The sequence below is a fragment of the Pseudomonas sp. S5D5 genome (genome assembly GCF_003013355.1).
In the GTDB taxonomy this organism is placed as follows: domain Bacteria; phylum Pseudomonadota; class Gammaproteobacteria; order Pseudomonadales; family Pseudomonadaceae; genus Aquipseudomonas; species Aquipseudomonas aylmerensis.
In genome coordinates this window covers 1,596,375-1,612,571 of the sequence record NZ_PTEO01000001.1, presented here as the reverse complement: position 1 = coordinate 1,612,571, position 16,197 = coordinate 1,596,375, and the positions used below count along the sequence as shown (strand labels likewise).

Below are 16,197 nucleotides of genomic sequence, written 5' to 3'. Positions count from 1 at the left end.
CCCAAACATCAATAGCGCTGCGTGACCAGGGCTTCATAACGCGTCCAGATTTTTTCCGCATAGCGCAGGCGCAATGCCTCGCGCTGCGGCCCGGGCCCGGGTCCCACATTGTAGGAACCCACGGCTGTCCAGTTGTAGCCAAAGCGCTGGATGAACTCGGCAAGAATCGAAGCCCCCACCTCGACTGACAGGCATGGCTCACTCAACAAGCGCTCCTCGGTAATCCCCTGTTTGAGCAAGCGAGGCAAATGGATGCTGTTGATCTGCATCAGCCCGATATCCCGAGTGCCATTACGGTTGGCAGGGCTGATCACGTCCGCACGGTAACCCGATTCCACGTCGGCGATAGCCTGCAGCAATTCCGGCTCGATACCATAACGACTGGCCGTTTCTTCCCAGCAATAGGCGAGGGCCCGATGGCTGCTCATCAACAGGCCGAGCAGCAAGCCCTTGATGCACAACCTAAGCATGTTTTATCCGCTCATGCCCTGACTGCACAGGGCTGACTTGACCGCAGGCCGAGCACACCTGCTCCATCCCGCCTGGAGCTTGCGCCTCAAGCCTGACCGGACAGGTGAAGCGGTACCCGCGACCGTAGATCGTCTTGATGAACCCCTTGTCGGTCCCCAGGTATTTGCGCAGTGAATAAATGCAGCGGGTCAGCGACTCCTCGGCCACCTCTCCCTGGGGCCATGCCAGTTCCAACAAGCGATCCTTGGTCATCAACACGCCGCCGGAAGCCAGCAGCAGGCGCAAAACGTGCCACTCCTTTGGCGGCAACTGAACATCCGCGTGCTCGCCAGTCAGACGACCATCGCCGTGCAGGGTCCATTGAGCGAAAACCAGGGGAGTCCTCGTCAATTGATTACCCACGACGGCCATACCTACCTCGGCATTCAACAGCTGACATTCAAGTCCCTATTTCGAGTAATGGCGCCTACGCCCACGGCACGACTATAAAAACCTGCCTCATGGCTAACGCTAGGAAAAAGCCCGTACATTCCGCGACTTTCGTAACCTCCACGTCAGACATTTCTCTATCCAGCCCAACCAGGCGCCCATTCCTGGTACACCTCATGCAGCTCCACCCCTAACCTGTCCTCCAATTGCACCAATTCGCCCAAGGCCAGTAACTGGCCGTTAACCCGTACTTCCACGCAGTGAATGATCTCGGGCGCCAAGGGCAACACCTTCCCTGGGGCGAACGCTGCCAGGCGCCTGCGGCTGATCAGTTGTTCCTGCAGTAGGATTTCCAGATGCATGGGGTAACGCCTTATTCATGGTGAGATATCACGACCCGGGCGCACAAAAGCACGTTGCACTCGCTCGTATTGCGACGCTGTCAACGGAGGTGGCCCGACACCCCCTGCCAGCGTCTTCACCTCGCTGCCCACGGCCTGCGCCTGAATGACAAACAGGCGTACTTCGGCCCTGCGCATCGGCCCCGTACCACGCCGCTGCTCCCCGGTATCGCGGCGAAACACGCCCAGCCACAACCGTTTGCCTGGCTCGACACGCACCACACTGCCCACGCCCACTTGCCCGACCGCAGTGGGCCTGGCGTGCCGTCCGGCTTGGGTCATCGGGCGGCCGTCCTCAATGTCGATGAGCATCTCGATCTGGTTGGCCTCGGCAAAACGTGGCAAGACACTGACCTGGGTGGCGTAACGCACCGGTTTCCAGCTCGCCTCTTCCTCACCGGGGGCCGGCAGGTAGAACGTGTAGTTGTCCTGGAACACTGCCGGCACATTCTCCTGGGTCATCATCACCGGCAACGTCACCACCCTCGCCCGCCGTTTACGCTCCAGCGCCGCGATGTGCGCCATCAAGCGGTTATCATCCGAGGGCTTCAGGAGTTGAGTGGTCATTGGCCTGGCGTTGTCATCCCCGGCCAGGCCGAGCTTTTTCAATTCATCCTGGTCGACGTCCACCAGCCACAGCGAAACCTCGATCGACCGCTTGGGCAGGTCCAGTTCCGCCACCAGTGCCTGGATGAAGCTCACCTGCGCAGGCTTGCCCTTGATCAGCAGGCTGTTGGTATCCGGGTACGCGATGACGGCAAGGCTCTTGTCTGCCAGTGCCCCCTTCAGTTCACTGGACAGCACGGACTCGATCATCGACGCCATCCCCGGCACGGTGACGGGCCGGTCGCTGGAGCCGTACTGCCGGTCCGCCACCGCACTGTTGAGCACCTGGACCACGCCGAATGCCTGGGTCCCCACACGCAGGTCAGCCCTTTGCCGATCCATCATCCGGGCCAGGTGCAGCACCTGGTCGACATAGCTCGGTGGTCCGGACACATAGAATGTCCGCCCACCACTCGCGCGCAGCGGATAGCGTGACTCGTCGAGACCCGAGCGGCGCATCAGGGCGCGCAGCCTGTCGATGGAAATGTGCCGTAACGTCACCGCGGAGCTTTTGGCCTCGCCAGCGTCATAGACGTACAGCACTTGCCCGTCGCTGTACCAGATCAGCCCCTGCTGCAACGCAAGCGCCTCCAGGGTCTGCTGGGGTGCATCGAGGTCGAGCACCCCGCTGAAACGTTTGCGCGCGACCTCGCGGCTGACGACGATGGGCAGGCCCAAAGGCAACGACAGCGCGGTAAACACGGTATGCAGGCTGTCATCCTGCGCCTGGTAGTGCTCGCCCCAGGCAACCACATTGGCCAGCATCAGTGCGGCCAACAGGAGCCAGCGGCAACACCGTAGGCGTGGGATCGTTGCGGGAAAGTCAGCGTGCACCGTGGGGGTTCCTGGGTGGGCCTGGCATTGAGATTGCGGCCATACTGAAAGCCAGGCCGGTTTCAATCTTGATGGAAAGTTGACGGCAGACTGCGCCTGCCAGCCCGTGGCATGTGCCTTGCTTGGAACTCTGTATCAGAGCGCACACCAATGGTGGAGTGCGCTTACGGACAAAGGCGTCGTTACCCGCAATGGCTTGCAGCGCCATCTGAGGGAACGGCGCTTTTTTGTGAACGAAAAGGTAGGTGTTGATGAACGATTCGGTAGGCAGCAGCCCGGCGAGCGACCCGCTGGCCTGGGTCAACGGCAGCGATGCCCCGGAGAAAAGCAGCCTCGACCTGGGCTTCATGGCCTTGAGCGATTGCGCATCGCTGGTGGTGGCTGCCACCCAGGGCTTCGCTCAACCTTACGGACTGACCCTGAACCTCAAGCGCCAAAGCTCGTGGGCCAACCTGCGCGACAAACTGGTCAGCGGTGAACTGGATGCCGCCCACAGCCTTTATGGGCTGATCTATGCAGTGCACCTGGGCATCGGCGGCGTCGCGCCCACCGACATGGCGGTGCTGATGGGGCTCAACCAGAACGGCCAGAGCATCAACCTGTCCCACGGCTTGCAGCAGCAAGGCGTGATCACTCCTGAAGCGCTCGACCGCCACGTGCACCAAAGCCGAACAAAACTCACCTTCGCCCAGACCTTTCCTACCGGCACCCACGCCATGTGGCTGTATTACTGGCTGGCAAGCCAGGGCATTCATCCATTGCAGGATGTGGACAGCGTCGTGGTTCCTCCCCCGCAAATGGTTGCGCACCTGCAGGCGGGACGCATCGACGGCTTCTGCGTCGGCGAGCCCTGGTGCGCCAGCGCGGTCAAGCAGAACCAGGGGTTCACCCTGGCGACCACCCAGGCGATCTGGCCGAACCATCCGGAAAAGGTCCTCGGCTGCACCCAGGCCTTTGTCGATCAATACCCCAACACCGCCCGCGTGTTGGTGATGGCGATCCTGGAGGCCAGCCGCTTTATCGAGCAGAACAATGAAAACCGCCGCTCCACCGCGCAGTTGCTCAGCGGCCGCGAGTACCTCGATGCGCCACTCGACTGCATCGAACCGCGCCTGCTGGGCGCTTATGACGACGGCCTGGGCAACCAGTGGCAAGACCCCCACGCCCTGCGTTTTTTTGCCGGTGGCGAGGTCAACCTGCCCTACCTCTGCGATGGCATGTGGTTCATGACCCAGTTCCGGCGCTGGGGCCTGCTACGCGAAGATCCCGACTACCTGGGCGTGGCCCGCCAGGTGCAACAACTGGCGCTGTATCGCCAGGCCGCCGATGCCTTGGGTATCACTGATAACGGCCAGGACATGCGCAGCAGCCAACTGATCGACGGCAAAATCTGGGACGGCTCCGACCCCGCGGGCTACGCGCGCAGCTTCCGCCTGCACGCCATGGCTGATCATGCCAGCCGCCATGCCTTGCGCTGAGAGGAGGCCCCCAATGCTGCGAATCCTGTTGATCAACGACACCCCGCGCAAGGTCGGCCGCCTCAGGGCGGCGCTGATCGAGGCCGGTTTTGAGGTGATCGATGAGTCCGGCCTGACCATCGACCTGCCGGCGCGCGTCGAAACGGTGCGCCCGGACGTGATCCTGATCGATACCGAGTCGCCGGGCCGCGATGTGATGGAGCAAGTGGTGCTGGTCAGTCGCGACCAGCCCAGGCCGATCGTGATGTTCACCGACGAGCACGACCCGAATGTGATGCGCCAGGCGATCAAGTCCGGGGTCAGCGCCTACATCGTCGAAGGTATCCAGGCCCAGCGCCTGCAACCGATCCTCGACGTGGCCATGGCGCGTTTCGAAAGCGACCAGGCCTTGCGCGCCCAGCTGCAGGCGCGTGACCAGCAGTTGGCCGAGCGCAAGCGCATCGAGCTGGCCAAGGGCATGCTGATGAAAATGAAGGCGTGCAATGAAGAAGAGGCCTACACCTTGATGCGCCGCCAGGCCATGAGCCGCCAGCAGAAGCTGATTCAGGTGGCAGAGCAGATTATCGCCATGAACGAGCTGCTCGGCTGATGTGGCGCAGCTCTTGCTAAAGAATCATCACAGGTAGCCAACGGCGGTTGCCCCTCCACGACAAAGACGTCGCACACCCGGTTTGCCCTCGCGAACCCGGTGGCGGCGTTTTTTCGTTTTGTCCCCCTTTTCCGGGGCAAGGTGGGGCGGCCTTAGCCGGCTGTTCCATCACCAGGCCTTTTTACAAGACTCCCAACCGTTGAGGTGCGTGATGAAATCAAGCTTCTGGAAATCCGGGCACACCCCGACCCTGTTTGCCGCGTTCCTGTATTTCGACCTGAGCTTCATGGTCTGGTACCTCCTGGGTCCACTGGCGGTGCAAATTGCAGCCGACCTGCACCTGACCACTCAACAACGCGGCCTGGTCGTCGCGACTCCGATCCTCGCGGGTGCAGTACTGCGCTTCCTGATGGGCATGCTGGCCGACAAGCTGTCGCCCAAGACCGCCGGACTGATCGGCCAGGTGATTGTGATTGCCGCGTTGTTTGGCGCCTGGAAACTCGGCATCCACAGTTACGAGCAAGCGTTGCTGCTTGGGGTGTTCCTCGGCATGGCTGGCGCATCGTTCGCCGTGGCGCTGCCGTTGGCGTCGCAGTGGTATCCGGCTGAACACCAGGGCAAGGCCATGGGCATTGCCGGTGCCGGCAACTCGGGCACGGTGTTCGCCGCCCTGCTCGCCCCGGTGCTGGCAGCTGCGTTTGGCTGGAGCAACGTGTTCGGTTTTGCCTTGATTCCACTGGTGCTGACCCTGGTGGTCTTCGCCTGGCTGGCGCGCAATGCGCCGCAGCGGCCGCAAGCCAAATCCATGGCTGACTATTTCAAGGCACTTGGCGACCGCGACAGCTGGTGGTTCATGTTCTTCTACAGCGTGACCTTTGGCGGCTTCATCGGCCTGGCCAGCGCCCTGCCCGGCTACTTCAACGACCAGTATGGCCTGAGCCCGGTAACGGCCGGCTACTACACCGCGGCCTGCGTGTTCGGCGGCAGCCTGATGCGCCCGTTGGGCGGCGCCCTGGCGGATCGCTTCGGCGGAATCCGCACCTTGCTGGGCATGTACAGCGTGGCGGCGATCTGCATCGCGGCGGTCGGCTTCAACTTGCCCAGTTCCTACGCGGCGCTCGCCTTGTTTGTCTGCACCATGCTTGGACTGGGCGCCGGAAATGGCGCGGTATTCCAACTGGTGCCGCAACGTTTCCGGCGCGAAATCGGCGTGATGACCGGCCTGATCGGCATGGCCGGCGGCATCGGCGGTTTCGCCCTGGCAGCGGGCATGGGTGCAATCAAGCAAGGCACCGGCAGCTATCAGATGGCCTTGTGGTTGTTCGCCAGCCTGGGTGTACTGGCCTGGTTCGGCCTGCACGGCGTCAAGCGGCGCTGGAGAACCACCTGGGGTTCGGCCGCCGTGACCGCCGCACGCGTCTGATGAGCCTGCGACTGAGCGTCGCCCACGCCAGCGTCATCGGCCCTAGGGCGGAAAACCAGGACGCCCTGCGCGTCGTCACCCCCGTGGCGGAACTGGCGGCGAGCAAAGGCTACCTGTGTGCCATCGCCGACGGGGTGAGCCAGTGCGCCGATGGCGGCCTGGCCGCGCGCTCGACCGTGCAGGCCCTGGCCCTGGACTACTACGCCACGCCGCCGACCTGGGGCGTGGCTCAGTCTCTGGAGCGCTTACTGTTGGCGCAGAACCGCTGGCTACAGGCCAATGGCGGTGGCCAGCCCTTGCTCACGACCCTCAGCGCCCTGGTGTTTCGCGGGCAACGTTTTACCCTCGCCCATGTCGGCGATTGCCGGGTGTACCGCTGGCTGGACGGCGAGTTGCAGCGCATCAGCGAAGACCACGTCTGGGAGCAGCCGGGTATGCAGCATGTGCTCAAACGTGCGCTGGGCCTGGATCAACACCTGGTGGTGGACTTCCTGGACGGCCAATTGCGCGAAGGCGAGTGCTTTGTGCTGCTCAGCGACGGCGTATGGGCAACCCTGGGCGATCACAGCATCCGTGCGATCCTGCGCGAACAAACCGACCTGGACTGGGCGGTCAACACGCTGGTGAATACTGCGCACCTGGCAGGCAGCCAGGACAATGCCAGCGCCCTGCTGGTGCGCATCGACACCCTCGGCGCAGCCACCCTCGGCGATGCGCTGGTGCAGTTGCAGCAATGGCCACTGCCCCCGCCCTTGAAAGCCGGGCAGCAGTTCGAGGGCTGGCAAGTGGAAAGCGTGCTCGCGCACAGCCGACAATCCGTGCTGTACCGTGTGCGCGATGCGCAGCAGCAACCCTGGCTGCTGAAAACCCTGCCGCTGAATCGCGACGATGACCACGACGCCGGACAGGCACTGTTATCCGAGGAGTGGTTTTTGCGCCGCGTGGCCGGTCGCGCATTTCCTGAAGTGCACACCGCCAGCGCGCGTCAGCATCTGTATTACGTCATGCGCGAATACCCGGGACACACCCTGGCCGAACTGTTCAAGCAACATGGTCCATTGCCGTTGGCGCAGTGGCAATCGGTGGCCGAACGCTTGCTGCGCGCGGTAGGCATGCTGCACCGGCGACAGATCCTGCACCGCGACATCAAGCCGGAAAACCTGCTGCTGGGCGACGACGGTGAGCTGCGCGTGCTGGATTTCGGCCTGGCCTACTGCCCGGGACTCTCGGAAGATCGTGCTCACGCACTGCCAGGCACCCCGAGTTTCATCGCCCCCGAGGCATTCAATGGTGAGCGCCCTACGGCTCAACAGGATTTATACAGCGTCGGTGTGTGCCTGTATTACCTGCTGACCGGGCATTATCCCTACGGTGAAATCGAAGCCTTCCAAAGACCCCGATTCAATCAGGCCGTCAGCGCCAGCCGCTATCGCCCCGATCTGCCGGACTGGCTACCCCTCAGCCTGGAGCGAGCCGTGGCCGCCCAGCCTGCGCAACGTTATGAAACCGCCGAGGAATGGTTGTTGACGCTGGAACAGGCCGATCGTCGCGAGCTGAGTGTTCGCCCCAGGCCGCTGTTGGAGCGAGAGCCGCTGAAGGTCTGGCGGACGTTGGCGCTGCTGTCGCTGCTGATCAACCTGGTGCTGCTGTATGGACTTTTTCACGGCTGATGCCAAATCGCAGGCGAAAAAAAGCCCGGCCTAAGCCGGGCTTTTTTCTACCACTCAGTAATTACTGAGCTTGAGCTTCAACCGACGCTTCTACGCGACGGTTAACAGCACGACCAGCTTCAGTTGCGTTGTCAGCAACTGGGCGGGATTCGCCGTAACCTACTGCGGTGATGCGGCTAGGAGCCACGCCGTCTTTAACCAGGACTTGCTTAACAGCGTCAGCACGACGCTGGGACAGCTTCTGGTTGTAGGCGTCTGGACCTACGGAGTCAGTGTGACCAGCAACTTCTACGTTGGTAGCTGGGTACTGAGCCATGAAGTCGGCCAGGTTTTTCACGTCGCCGTAGCTGTTAGGCTTAACAACGGACTTGTCGAAGTCGAACTTCACGTCCAGCTCAACACGAACAACCTGAGCAACTGGAGCTTCTGGCTCTGGAGTTGGCTCTGGAGCTGGAGCTGGGGTAGGAGCTGGAGCGGCTGCGCCAGCGTTACCGCCGAAGTTTACGCCCAGGCCAACCAGTGCGGAGTAGTCCCACTTGCCGTTGTCCAGACCGTAGTCAGCTTCAACACCGGCACGAGCGTACAGGTTGTTGGTGAAGTAGTACTTCACGCCAGTACCAACGGTAGCGAAGGTAGTCTGGTCGCGACCGCTGTGGCCGTCAGCCTGAACGTTGGTACGGCTCTGGTGACCGAAACCGCCTTCTACGTATGGACGCAGGCTGTCTACGCCAGCTTGACCGAAGTGATACTGGGCAACCAGGCTGCCGGTATCGCCTTTGATCTTCTGGTTACCAGTACCGTCGTTCGAACGGGTGTGGTTGGTCTTGTCGTAGGACAGGTTCAAGGACAGGTCGTCGGTCAGGAAGTAACCGATGCGAGCGCCAGGATTGAAGCCGTCTTCGATGTGCTTGACGCTATCGTTGTACTGCTTCTTGTAGAACAGCTCGCCTTCAACTGCGCCTTGGCCTTGTGCCAGAACGCCGAAAGAAGTAGCGGCAATAAGAGAACCAATGGCCAAGCCCAAGGTGTTTTTCAGTTTCATCCGTTAAATCCCCATCTGGTGATTGTAAAGCAGTCCCACAAACCGGGGGACAACTCGGCGACAAGTCTAACAGAACTTGCCTACACGTAAGAGATATTTGCCACGCACTAAGTTTCAGTCTCGCCCGCAAATTTCTCACGTAATTTATCTAGAGCACGTTTGTAACGCATTTTTGTAGCACTCAAACCCATGTGCATGATGTCGGCGATTTCCTGAAATTCAAGCTCTGCGACAAATCGTAGCACCAGAATTTCACGGTCAATCGGGTTCACATGCACCAACCAGCGATCGAGCCCGCCCTTCTCCTCGGGTGCCGGCGCCTTTTCTTCAGACGCTTCCTCAAGGGGGTCCAGACTCAAGGCGTCCATCAAGCGACGCTTTCGCCGTTCCTTCCGATACTGCGTGATGCACTCGTTGTACGTGATGCTGTATAGCCATGTCTTGAACTTCGATTTGCCCTCGAAGTTCTTCAGGCCGTACAGCACCTTGAGCATCACTTCCTGACAGACATCATCCGCATCTCTATCGTTCCCTAAATACCTTGAACAAACGTTGAACAAAGTGCGTTGATATCTGCGCATCAATTCTTCGTACGCGCGAGTTACGTGAAACAGCTCCGTGTGCGAGCGCGCGACCAACTCCTCATCAGAGAGCTCACGGGGGTCATAGCGCGTGGACAGCGTTTGGGCTTTATTCAAAACAAGTCGTGCCGACAGTCAGGTCAATGTCCGCCACAGCCCGGTCAGCCGGGTTTGCGGCGGCGTACATTAGCAGGGTTTGCCGGATTAGCGGCTACTGACCTGCTGCTCCAGGAGAATCCGATTGGACAGCGACACCAGGTCGCCGTCATCGGTCAGCACTGTTGTCTTGACTGTGCCGATCTCCTCGATTTGCCCTTCGACCTCGCCTACACGCACCTGTTGCCCTACCTGATACAACTCACGCACATAGATTCCCGCAAGAATCTGCCCGGCAATTTCCCGGCTTCCCAACCCCATGGCCAGCGCAACGGCCAGACCAACGGTAATCAAAACAATCACAATCACGTGGTTGAGCAGGTCAGTCTTGACCTCCAACTGGCTGATCGCGACCGAAATACTGATGATGATCACCAGCCCCTGGGCGATACGCCCCAGGCCAGCAGCATAGTCCAACCCCACGCCTTCGGCGGCGCCGCGCACCAGCCCATTGGCCAGTTGCGCCAGCAAAACACCTACCAGCAGTACCAGCGCGCCGCCAAAAACCTTCGGCAAATACAGCGCCAGCATGTCGAGCGTAGCTGAAACTCGCTCAAGTCCAAGTGATTGGGCCGCGGAAACCAGAAAAATCAGCAAAACGAACCAATAGACGATCTTGCCGATCAGGGTAGAGATCGGCACCTGCAGCCCGGCACGGCCCAACAGCTTGGTCAGGCCCGTGCCTGCCATCAAGCGATCCAGGCCCAATTTCGCAAGCAATTTGGACAGCAGGGTGTCGAGCAGCTTGGCCACGACAAAGCCCAGCAATACCAGGACCAGGGCACCAAACAGGTTGGGAATGAAATTCGCCACCTTGGTCCACAATGCGGTCATCGCGGTGACCAGGCTCTGGGTCCAGAGATCAAGTTCCATATTCAATCAGCCTTATCAGCAGTGCGAGCAAGAGGTTTACGACGGGAAACCGGTGATACGTGGGCCGAACCGTTGTTCAGGGCCATCATCAACGCCGGCAGCCAACGGCCGAGCAGACCGAACAAGTCCCCCGCCCCCACCTGACGGTTGGCGGTTTTCAACACGCGGCCCAGGCAGGCGTCGTCGTCACGGTTGGACGGCGACGCATTGAGCATGTCACGCAAAGACTGTTCGAACGGATCGTGCATAAAGACCTCTCGCAAGTGTTTTAAAAGACGAGGGTAAAATTCTTGGGGTCACATAGGACCCTTCCTACGTTCAGGTCATATTCAGCTCAAACCCAGCGCAATCGTCGAAATAGCCACCATTGTCCGAGCGCGACCGACACCATCAACAGGCACGCAATCACGAATCCATAGGGGCTGGCGGAGAACGGTATCCCGCCAACATTTATACCCAACAAACCGGTCAGGAAACTCATCGGCAGGAAGATCCCGGTGATGATTCCGAAGCGATACATGGTGCGGTTCATGCGTACGCTCAAGCGCCGGTCTTCGGTCTCAAGCACAAGCCCCACGCGCTCCCGGGTCAATTCGAGCTCTTCCAGGTAGCGGGTCAGGCTGTTGTTCAATTCGTTCCAGTAGTCGGCATCGTCATCACAAAACCACGGCAACCTGATCCGCGTAAGCTGGGCAAAAATTTCCCGCTGCGGCGACAGGAATCGCTTGAGCCCGGCCGCTCGGCGGCGGATCTGCAAGACGCTGCCATGCTCCGGCGTGTACCGTTCGTCGGTATCGAGTTTTTCTTCCTCGGCATCGACGATTTCCGACAAGTCCGTGACCAGATCCTGGACCTTGTTTGTCAGGTACTGCGCCATATAAAGGATGAGTTCCGACGCGGTTTTCGGCCCCTTGCCATCCCCCAACTGCACCAGCAGTTCGTCAGTGGCGCGCAGCGGGCGCAAACGCAACGAAATCACCCGACTGGCGGCCGCAAAGATGCGCACCGACACCATGTCTTCTGGCTCAGCCCCCGGGTTGAGGTTGATCCCGCGCAGGAACAGCAGCAATTCCGAGTCCGGCAGCGGCAACAGGCGCGGGCGGGTGTTCTCCTCCAACAACAGGTCACAGGCAAACTCGCTCAAGCCGCTGGATTTGCGCAGCCAGGTCTGGGTTTGCGGGTGACTGCGGTCCCAGTGCAGCCACAGGCTTTCCTGGGGCTGCAGTTGCAAGTCGTCGAGCTCAGTCCGGGCAATCGAACGCGCACCGCCTTTACCGTCCAGCACCAGGGCATGCACCAGCCCCCACTGCGCGTTTTCTTCCTCGAACATCCTTACCCCTGTCGTCTATTGCGGTTTATTCAGGCATTTTCAGCGGGCTTGGCGAGACGATCACACCATTGTTGTCCGCATAGATGTACTCGCCCGGGCGGAACGTCACACCGGCAAAGGTGACCACCACGTTCAAGTCGCCGATGCCGCGCTTGTCGGTCTTCATCGGATGGCTGGCCAGGGCCTGTACCCCCAGGTCGGTCTGGGCGATAACGTCGACGTCACGGATGCAGCCGTAGATCACCAGCCCTTCCCAACCGTTTTTCGCGGCTTTTTCGGCGATCATGTCGCCCAGCAGCGCGCGGCGCAGGGAACCGCCGCCGTCCACCACCAGCACCTTGCCAGCGCCCGGCTGGTCGGCCTGCTCCTTGACGAGGGAGTTATCTTCGAAGCACTTGATGGTGACAATCTCGCCACCGAAAGAGTCTCGGCCGCCGAAATTGCTGAACATCGGCTCGACCACCTGCACCAGGTCCGGGTAGGCGTCGCACAAGTCGGGGGTCACGTAATGGTTCATTGAAAAATTCCTTTCCGTCAAAGAAGTGTCTTTCGAAAGAAGCACGGGCCGAAGCAGGTGCGAAACATCCCATCCGCCTGGCCGCAACGCAATAGCCACTGCGCGACTGAATATGACCAGAAGCGTTTACCGCGTCATATCTTAGCCGCAACCACACACGAGTGAAACGCCCTTGGCAGAGCGTTGCGTCAAACGCTGGCCGCGACCTCGGCCGGGGCGCCGAACAACGGTGTCAGCGGATCTTTCAGCCATTGCGCCACCAGCGGCCACACTTCTATTTGTGCGGCTTTGCTGACCAGCATCTCCACATGCCCGAAATCACCGGTAAAACCTTGCTGACGCCCCAGGCACAGGTACTGGCGATGCTGCGAACCGATTTGTTCGAACAACTTGCGGCAGGCCCAATCGGGGTCCTGGTGGTCGCCTGCAGCACTGACGGCCAGCAGCGGCACGTCAACGTCGGCCAGGCCTTTCCACCAATCCTGCTTGCCTTCGCCAAAGCGGCCAAACAGGCCATTCCAACGCATGGCTTCGACCAGCACGCCTGCCGGCTCGTCCTCCGGGCCGCGCTTGAGCCGCGAGCCGGACAGTTGACCAAAACGCCTGAGCAGCAAACGGCCGGTCCACTCCACCGGCGGGATTTTCAACGGCCAGTGGGTGCGACTGACCTGACAGCCAAACAGGGCCACCGAGGCCACCGCCGGCGCGCCAAGATGCTGCCCGCCGAGGGCCGCCGCCAGAGTCGTGCCGCCGAGGGAGTGGCCGATCCAATGCGGGATCTGCGCACTTTGCTCGCGCACAAACGCACCAATCGCCGGCAAATCGTAACGCGCGTAATCGGCGACGCGGTTCCTGGCGTAGTCGTGATTGCGCCGCGACAGCCCATGGCCGCGCATTTCCGGGATCCACACGTCGAATCCCTGGCGCGCCAGGTAAGCCCCCAGGCCGATCCCTTTGGGCGAATACCAGAAGCGCCGATTGGAAAAACTGCCATGCAACAAAATGACCGGGATGCCCCGGTTTTCCGGGACATCGGCCAAGCCCAAACGGGTAACGGCCAACTCGACGGTACCGTCGGGGCTGTTGCCGGGTTTGAGGCGATACACATCTTCACTCAGGTCGCCACGACGTTCAGCGCTGATCAAGGCGACGGGAAACAGATTGCTGCTGCTTTGCATAATGCTCTTGCACAAAAAAGGGCGGCGTCCGGAAGGAGTTCCGCCCTGCACAGATAAGAATGCCGGTCACCCTTGACGGGTGACCGGCACTTTTGACGTATCGACCTTAAGCCGAAGCTTGGCCTTCGGCCAGGAAGAACCAGGTTTCCAGCACGGAATCGGGGTTCAGCGAGACGCTTTCGATGCCCTGCTCCATCAGCCATTTGGCCAGGTCAGGGTGATCGGAAGGGCCTTGGCCGCAAATCCCGATGTACTTGCCGGCCTTGTTGCAGGCCTGGATGGCGTTGGCCAACAGCTTCTTGACGGCCGGGTTACGCTCATCGAACAGGTGGGCGATGATCCCGGAGTCGCGGTCCAGGCCCAGGGTCAGCTGGGTCAGGTCGTTGGAACCGATGGAGAAACCGTCGAAGAATTCCAGGAACTCCTCGGCCAGGATCGCGTTGGACGGCAATTCGCACATCATGATGACGCGCAGGCCGTTTTCGCCCCGGGACAAGCCATTTTCGGCCAGCAGATCCACCACCTGACTCGCCTCGCCCAAGGTGCGCACGAAGGGCACCATGATCTCGACGTTGGTCAGGCCCATCTCGTTACGCACGCGCTTGAGGGCGCGGCATTCGAGTTCGAAGCAGTCACGGAACGCTTCGCTGATGTAACGCGAGGCGCCACGGAAGCCCAGCATCGGGTTTTCTTCTTCTGGCTCGTAGAGCTTGCCGCCGATCAGGTTGGCGTATTCGTTGGACTTGAAGTCCGACAGCCGCACGATGACCTTTTTCGGGTAGAACGCCGCTGCCAGGGTGCTGATGCCTTCCACCAGCTTCTCGACATAGAAGCCCACCGGGTCGTTGTAGCCGGCGATGCGCTTGTCGACGCTTTCCTTGATGTCCAGCGGCAGGCCGTCGTAGTTCAACAGGGCCTTGGGGTGCACGCCGATCATGCGGTTGATGATGAATTCCAGGCGGGCCAGGCCCACACCGGCGTTCGGCAACTGCGCGAAGTCGAAGGCGCGGTCCGGGTTGCCGACGTTCATCATGATCTTGAACGGCAGGTCAGGCATGGCGTCGATGGAGTTTTGCTTGATGTCGAAGCCCAGTTCGCCTTCGAAGATGAAACCGGTGTCGCCTTCAGCGCAGGACACGGTCACGCCCTGGCCGTCCTTGAGCAGTTGGGTCGCGTTGCCGCAACCCACTACCGCAGGAATCCCCAGCTCACGCGCGATGATCGCCGCGTGGCAGGTACGCCCGCCACGGTTGGTGACGATGGCGCTGGCACGCTTCATCACCGGCTCCCAGTCCGGGTCGGTCATGTCGGAAACCAGCACGTCGCCTGGCTGGACTTTGTCCATCTCGGACACGTCCTTGATGATCCGCACCTTGCCGGCGCCGATGCGCTGGCCGATGGCACGGCCTTCCACCAGCACGGTGCCGGTTTCCTTGAGCAGGTAGCGTTCCATGACGTTGGCCGAAGTGCGGCTTTTCACGGTTTCCGGACGTGCCTGCACGATGTACAGCTTGCCGTCGTCACCGTCCTTGGCCCATTCGATGTCCATCGGGCACTTGTAGTGCTTCTCGATGATCATCGCCTGCTTGGCCAGCTCGCTGACTTCAGCGTCGGTCAGGCAGAAGCGCGCGCGCTCGGCCTTGTCGACTTCAACGGTTTTCACCGAGCGACCGGCCTTGGCCTCGTCGCCGTAGATCATCTTGATGGCCTTGCTGCCCAGGTTGCGGCGCAGGATGGCCGGGCGACCCGCTTCGAGGGTGCCCTTGTGTACGTAGAATTCGTCGGGGTTGACCGCGCCTTGTACGACGGTTTCGCCCAGGCCGTAGGCGCCGGTGATGAACACCACGTCACGGAAACCCGATTCGGTGTCCAGGGTGAACATCACGCCGGCGGTGCCGGTTTCCGAACGCACCATGCGCTGCACGCCGGCAGACAGGGCCACCAGCTTGTGGTCGAAACCCTGGTGCACGCGGTAGGAAATGGCGCGATCGTTGAACAGCGAGGCGAACACTTCCTTGGCCGCGCGGATCACGTTTTCCACGCCACGGATATTAAGGAAGGTTTCCTGCTGGCCGGCGAAGGAGGCGTCCGGCAAGTCTTCGGCGGTGGCCGAGGAGCGCACGGCAACCGCCATGTCCGGGTTGCCGGCCGAGAGCGTCGCGAAGGCGCTGCGGATTTCTTCGTTGAGCTTCTCGGGGAACTCGGCATCCATGATCCATTGGCGGATCTGGGCACCGGTCTTGGCCAGGGCGTTGACGTCATCGACGTCCAGAGCGTCCAGCGCGGCGTGGATCTGAGCGTTGAGGCCGCTCAGCTCAAGGAAATCGCGGTAAGCCTGGGCCGTGGTGGCGAAACCACCGGGCACCGACACACCAGCGCCTGCAAGATTACTGATCATCTCGCCGAGGGATGCGTTCTTGCCCCCCACGTGCTCTACATCATGGACGCCGAGCTTATCGAGGGAAACTACGTACTCTACCAAGGTGATCTCTCCACTTTCTGTGTTGGAAAAGCTCAGGACGCCGGCGGCTCAGTAGGAGCTAACGCCAGCGCTTGTGGCCTGGACCTGGAAAATAAGTGAGAATGCGGCCCACTGCGGGACGGCAAAATCGCGCCTAT

General features: G+C 60.9%; 16 protein-coding genes. 4 read left to right on the top strand and 12 right to left on the bottom strand.

The annotated features are described in order from the left end of the window. Positions 1-8 precede the first annotated feature (8 nt). From C9990_RS07755 to sctC, 4 genes are all read right to left on the bottom strand, one after another. Positions 9-470 carry a transglycosylase SLT domain-containing protein gene (locus tag C9990_RS07755; protein ID WP_065909539.1) on the bottom strand — a complete coding sequence of 154 codons (462 nt, stop codon included), beginning with the start codon at positions 468-470 and terminating at the stop codon, positions 9-11. Further along, entirely contained in the window at positions 463-882 is a 420-nt protein-coding gene (locus C9990_RS07750) for a winged helix-turn-helix domain-containing protein (RefSeq protein ID WP_106802947.1), read from the bottom strand. The genes C9990_RS07755 and C9990_RS07750 overlap by 8 nt, the downstream gene beginning before the upstream one ends. Positions 883-1,037: 155 nt before the next feature. After that, entirely contained in the window at positions 1,038-1,262 is a 225-nt protein-coding gene (locus C9990_RS07745) for a FliM/FliN family flagellar motor switch protein (protein ID WP_106802946.1), read from the bottom strand. Between the two features lie 15 nt (positions 1,263-1,277). After that, positions 1,278-2,672, bottom strand: a complete 1,395-nt coding sequence (gene sctC, locus C9990_RS07740) for a type III secretion system outer membrane ring subunit SctC (protein WP_106805609.1) — start codon at positions 2,670-2,672, stop codon at positions 1,278-1,280. A gap of 320 nt (positions 2,673-2,992) precedes the next feature. On the opposite strand from sctC, the gene C9990_RS07735 reads away from it, so the two are divergent. From C9990_RS07735 to C9990_RS07720, 4 genes are all read left to right on the top strand, one after another. Next, positions 2,993-4,219 (top strand): CmpA/NrtA family ABC transporter substrate-binding protein, encoded by a 1,227-nt coding sequence (locus C9990_RS07735; protein WP_106802945.1) that lies wholly within the window; start codon positions 2,993-2,995, stop codon positions 4,217-4,219. A gap of 13 nt (positions 4,220-4,232) precedes the next feature. Next, the gene (locus tag C9990_RS07730) at positions 4,233-4,808 is read left to right on the top strand and encodes an ANTAR domain-containing response regulator (protein ID WP_065909533.1); all 576 of its coding nucleotides are present in this window, start codon (positions 4,233-4,235) and stop codon (positions 4,806-4,808) included. A 211-nt stretch (positions 4,809-5,019) separates the two neighbouring features. Further along, a complete protein-coding gene (locus C9990_RS07725) occupies positions 5,020-6,231 on the top strand; it encodes a NarK/NasA family nitrate transporter (protein ID WP_106802944.1) in 1,212 nt (403 codons plus the stop codon). Next, entirely contained in the window at positions 6,231-7,901 is a 1,671-nt protein-coding gene (locus C9990_RS07720; protein WP_106802943.1) for a bifunctional protein-serine/threonine kinase/phosphatase, read from the top strand. Before C9990_RS07725 ends, C9990_RS07720 begins: the two co-directional genes overlap by 1 nt. 61 nt (positions 7,902-7,962) lie before the next feature. Here C9990_RS07720 and C9990_RS07715 read toward each other — a convergent pair whose 3' ends face one another. The 8 genes from C9990_RS07715 to ppsA all read right to left on the bottom strand — a co-directional run bounded on the left by C9990_RS07715 (position 7,963) and on the right by ppsA (position 16,060). Further along, positions 7,963-8,943 (bottom strand): OmpA family protein, encoded by a 981-nt coding sequence (locus C9990_RS07715; protein ID WP_015885346.1) that lies wholly within the window; start codon positions 8,941-8,943, stop codon positions 7,963-7,965. 107 nt (positions 8,944-9,050) lie between these two features. Beyond that, a complete protein-coding gene (sigX, locus tag C9990_RS07710) occupies positions 9,051-9,641 on the bottom strand; it encodes an RNA polymerase sigma factor SigX (RefSeq protein ID WP_003193286.1) in 591 nt (196 codons plus the stop codon). Between the two features lie 87 nt (positions 9,642-9,728). Next, a complete protein-coding gene (locus C9990_RS07705) occupies positions 9,729-10,553 on the bottom strand; it encodes a mechanosensitive ion channel domain-containing protein (RefSeq protein WP_003175519.1) in 825 nt (274 codons plus the stop codon). Between the two features lie 2 nt (positions 10,554-10,555). Next, positions 10,556-10,801, bottom strand: a complete 246-nt coding sequence (locus C9990_RS07700; RefSeq protein WP_005790375.1) for a hypothetical protein — start codon at positions 10,799-10,801, stop codon at positions 10,556-10,558. Between the two features lie 86 nt (positions 10,802-10,887). Beyond that, entirely contained in the window at positions 10,888-11,883 is a 996-nt protein-coding gene (locus tag C9990_RS07695; RefSeq protein WP_106802942.1) for a zinc transporter ZntB, read from the bottom strand. Between the two features lie 25 nt (positions 11,884-11,908). Further along, the gene (gene rraA, locus C9990_RS07690; protein WP_032887592.1) at positions 11,909-12,400 is read right to left on the bottom strand and encodes a ribonuclease E activity regulator RraA; all 492 of its coding nucleotides are present in this window, start codon (positions 12,398-12,400) and stop codon (positions 11,909-11,911) included. A gap of 188 nt (positions 12,401-12,588) precedes the next feature. After that, positions 12,589-13,578: an alpha/beta fold hydrolase gene (locus tag C9990_RS07685; RefSeq protein ID WP_106802941.1), complete on the bottom strand. Its 990-nt coding sequence runs from the start codon at positions 13,576-13,578 to the stop codon at positions 12,589-12,591. A 106-nt stretch (positions 13,579-13,684) separates the two neighbouring features. After that, positions 13,685-16,060 carry a phosphoenolpyruvate synthase gene (gene ppsA / locus C9990_RS07680; RefSeq protein ID WP_106802940.1) on the bottom strand — a complete coding sequence of 792 codons (2,376 nt, stop codon included), beginning with the start codon at positions 16,058-16,060 and terminating at the stop codon, positions 13,685-13,687. Positions 16,061-16,197 lie beyond the last annotated feature (137 nt).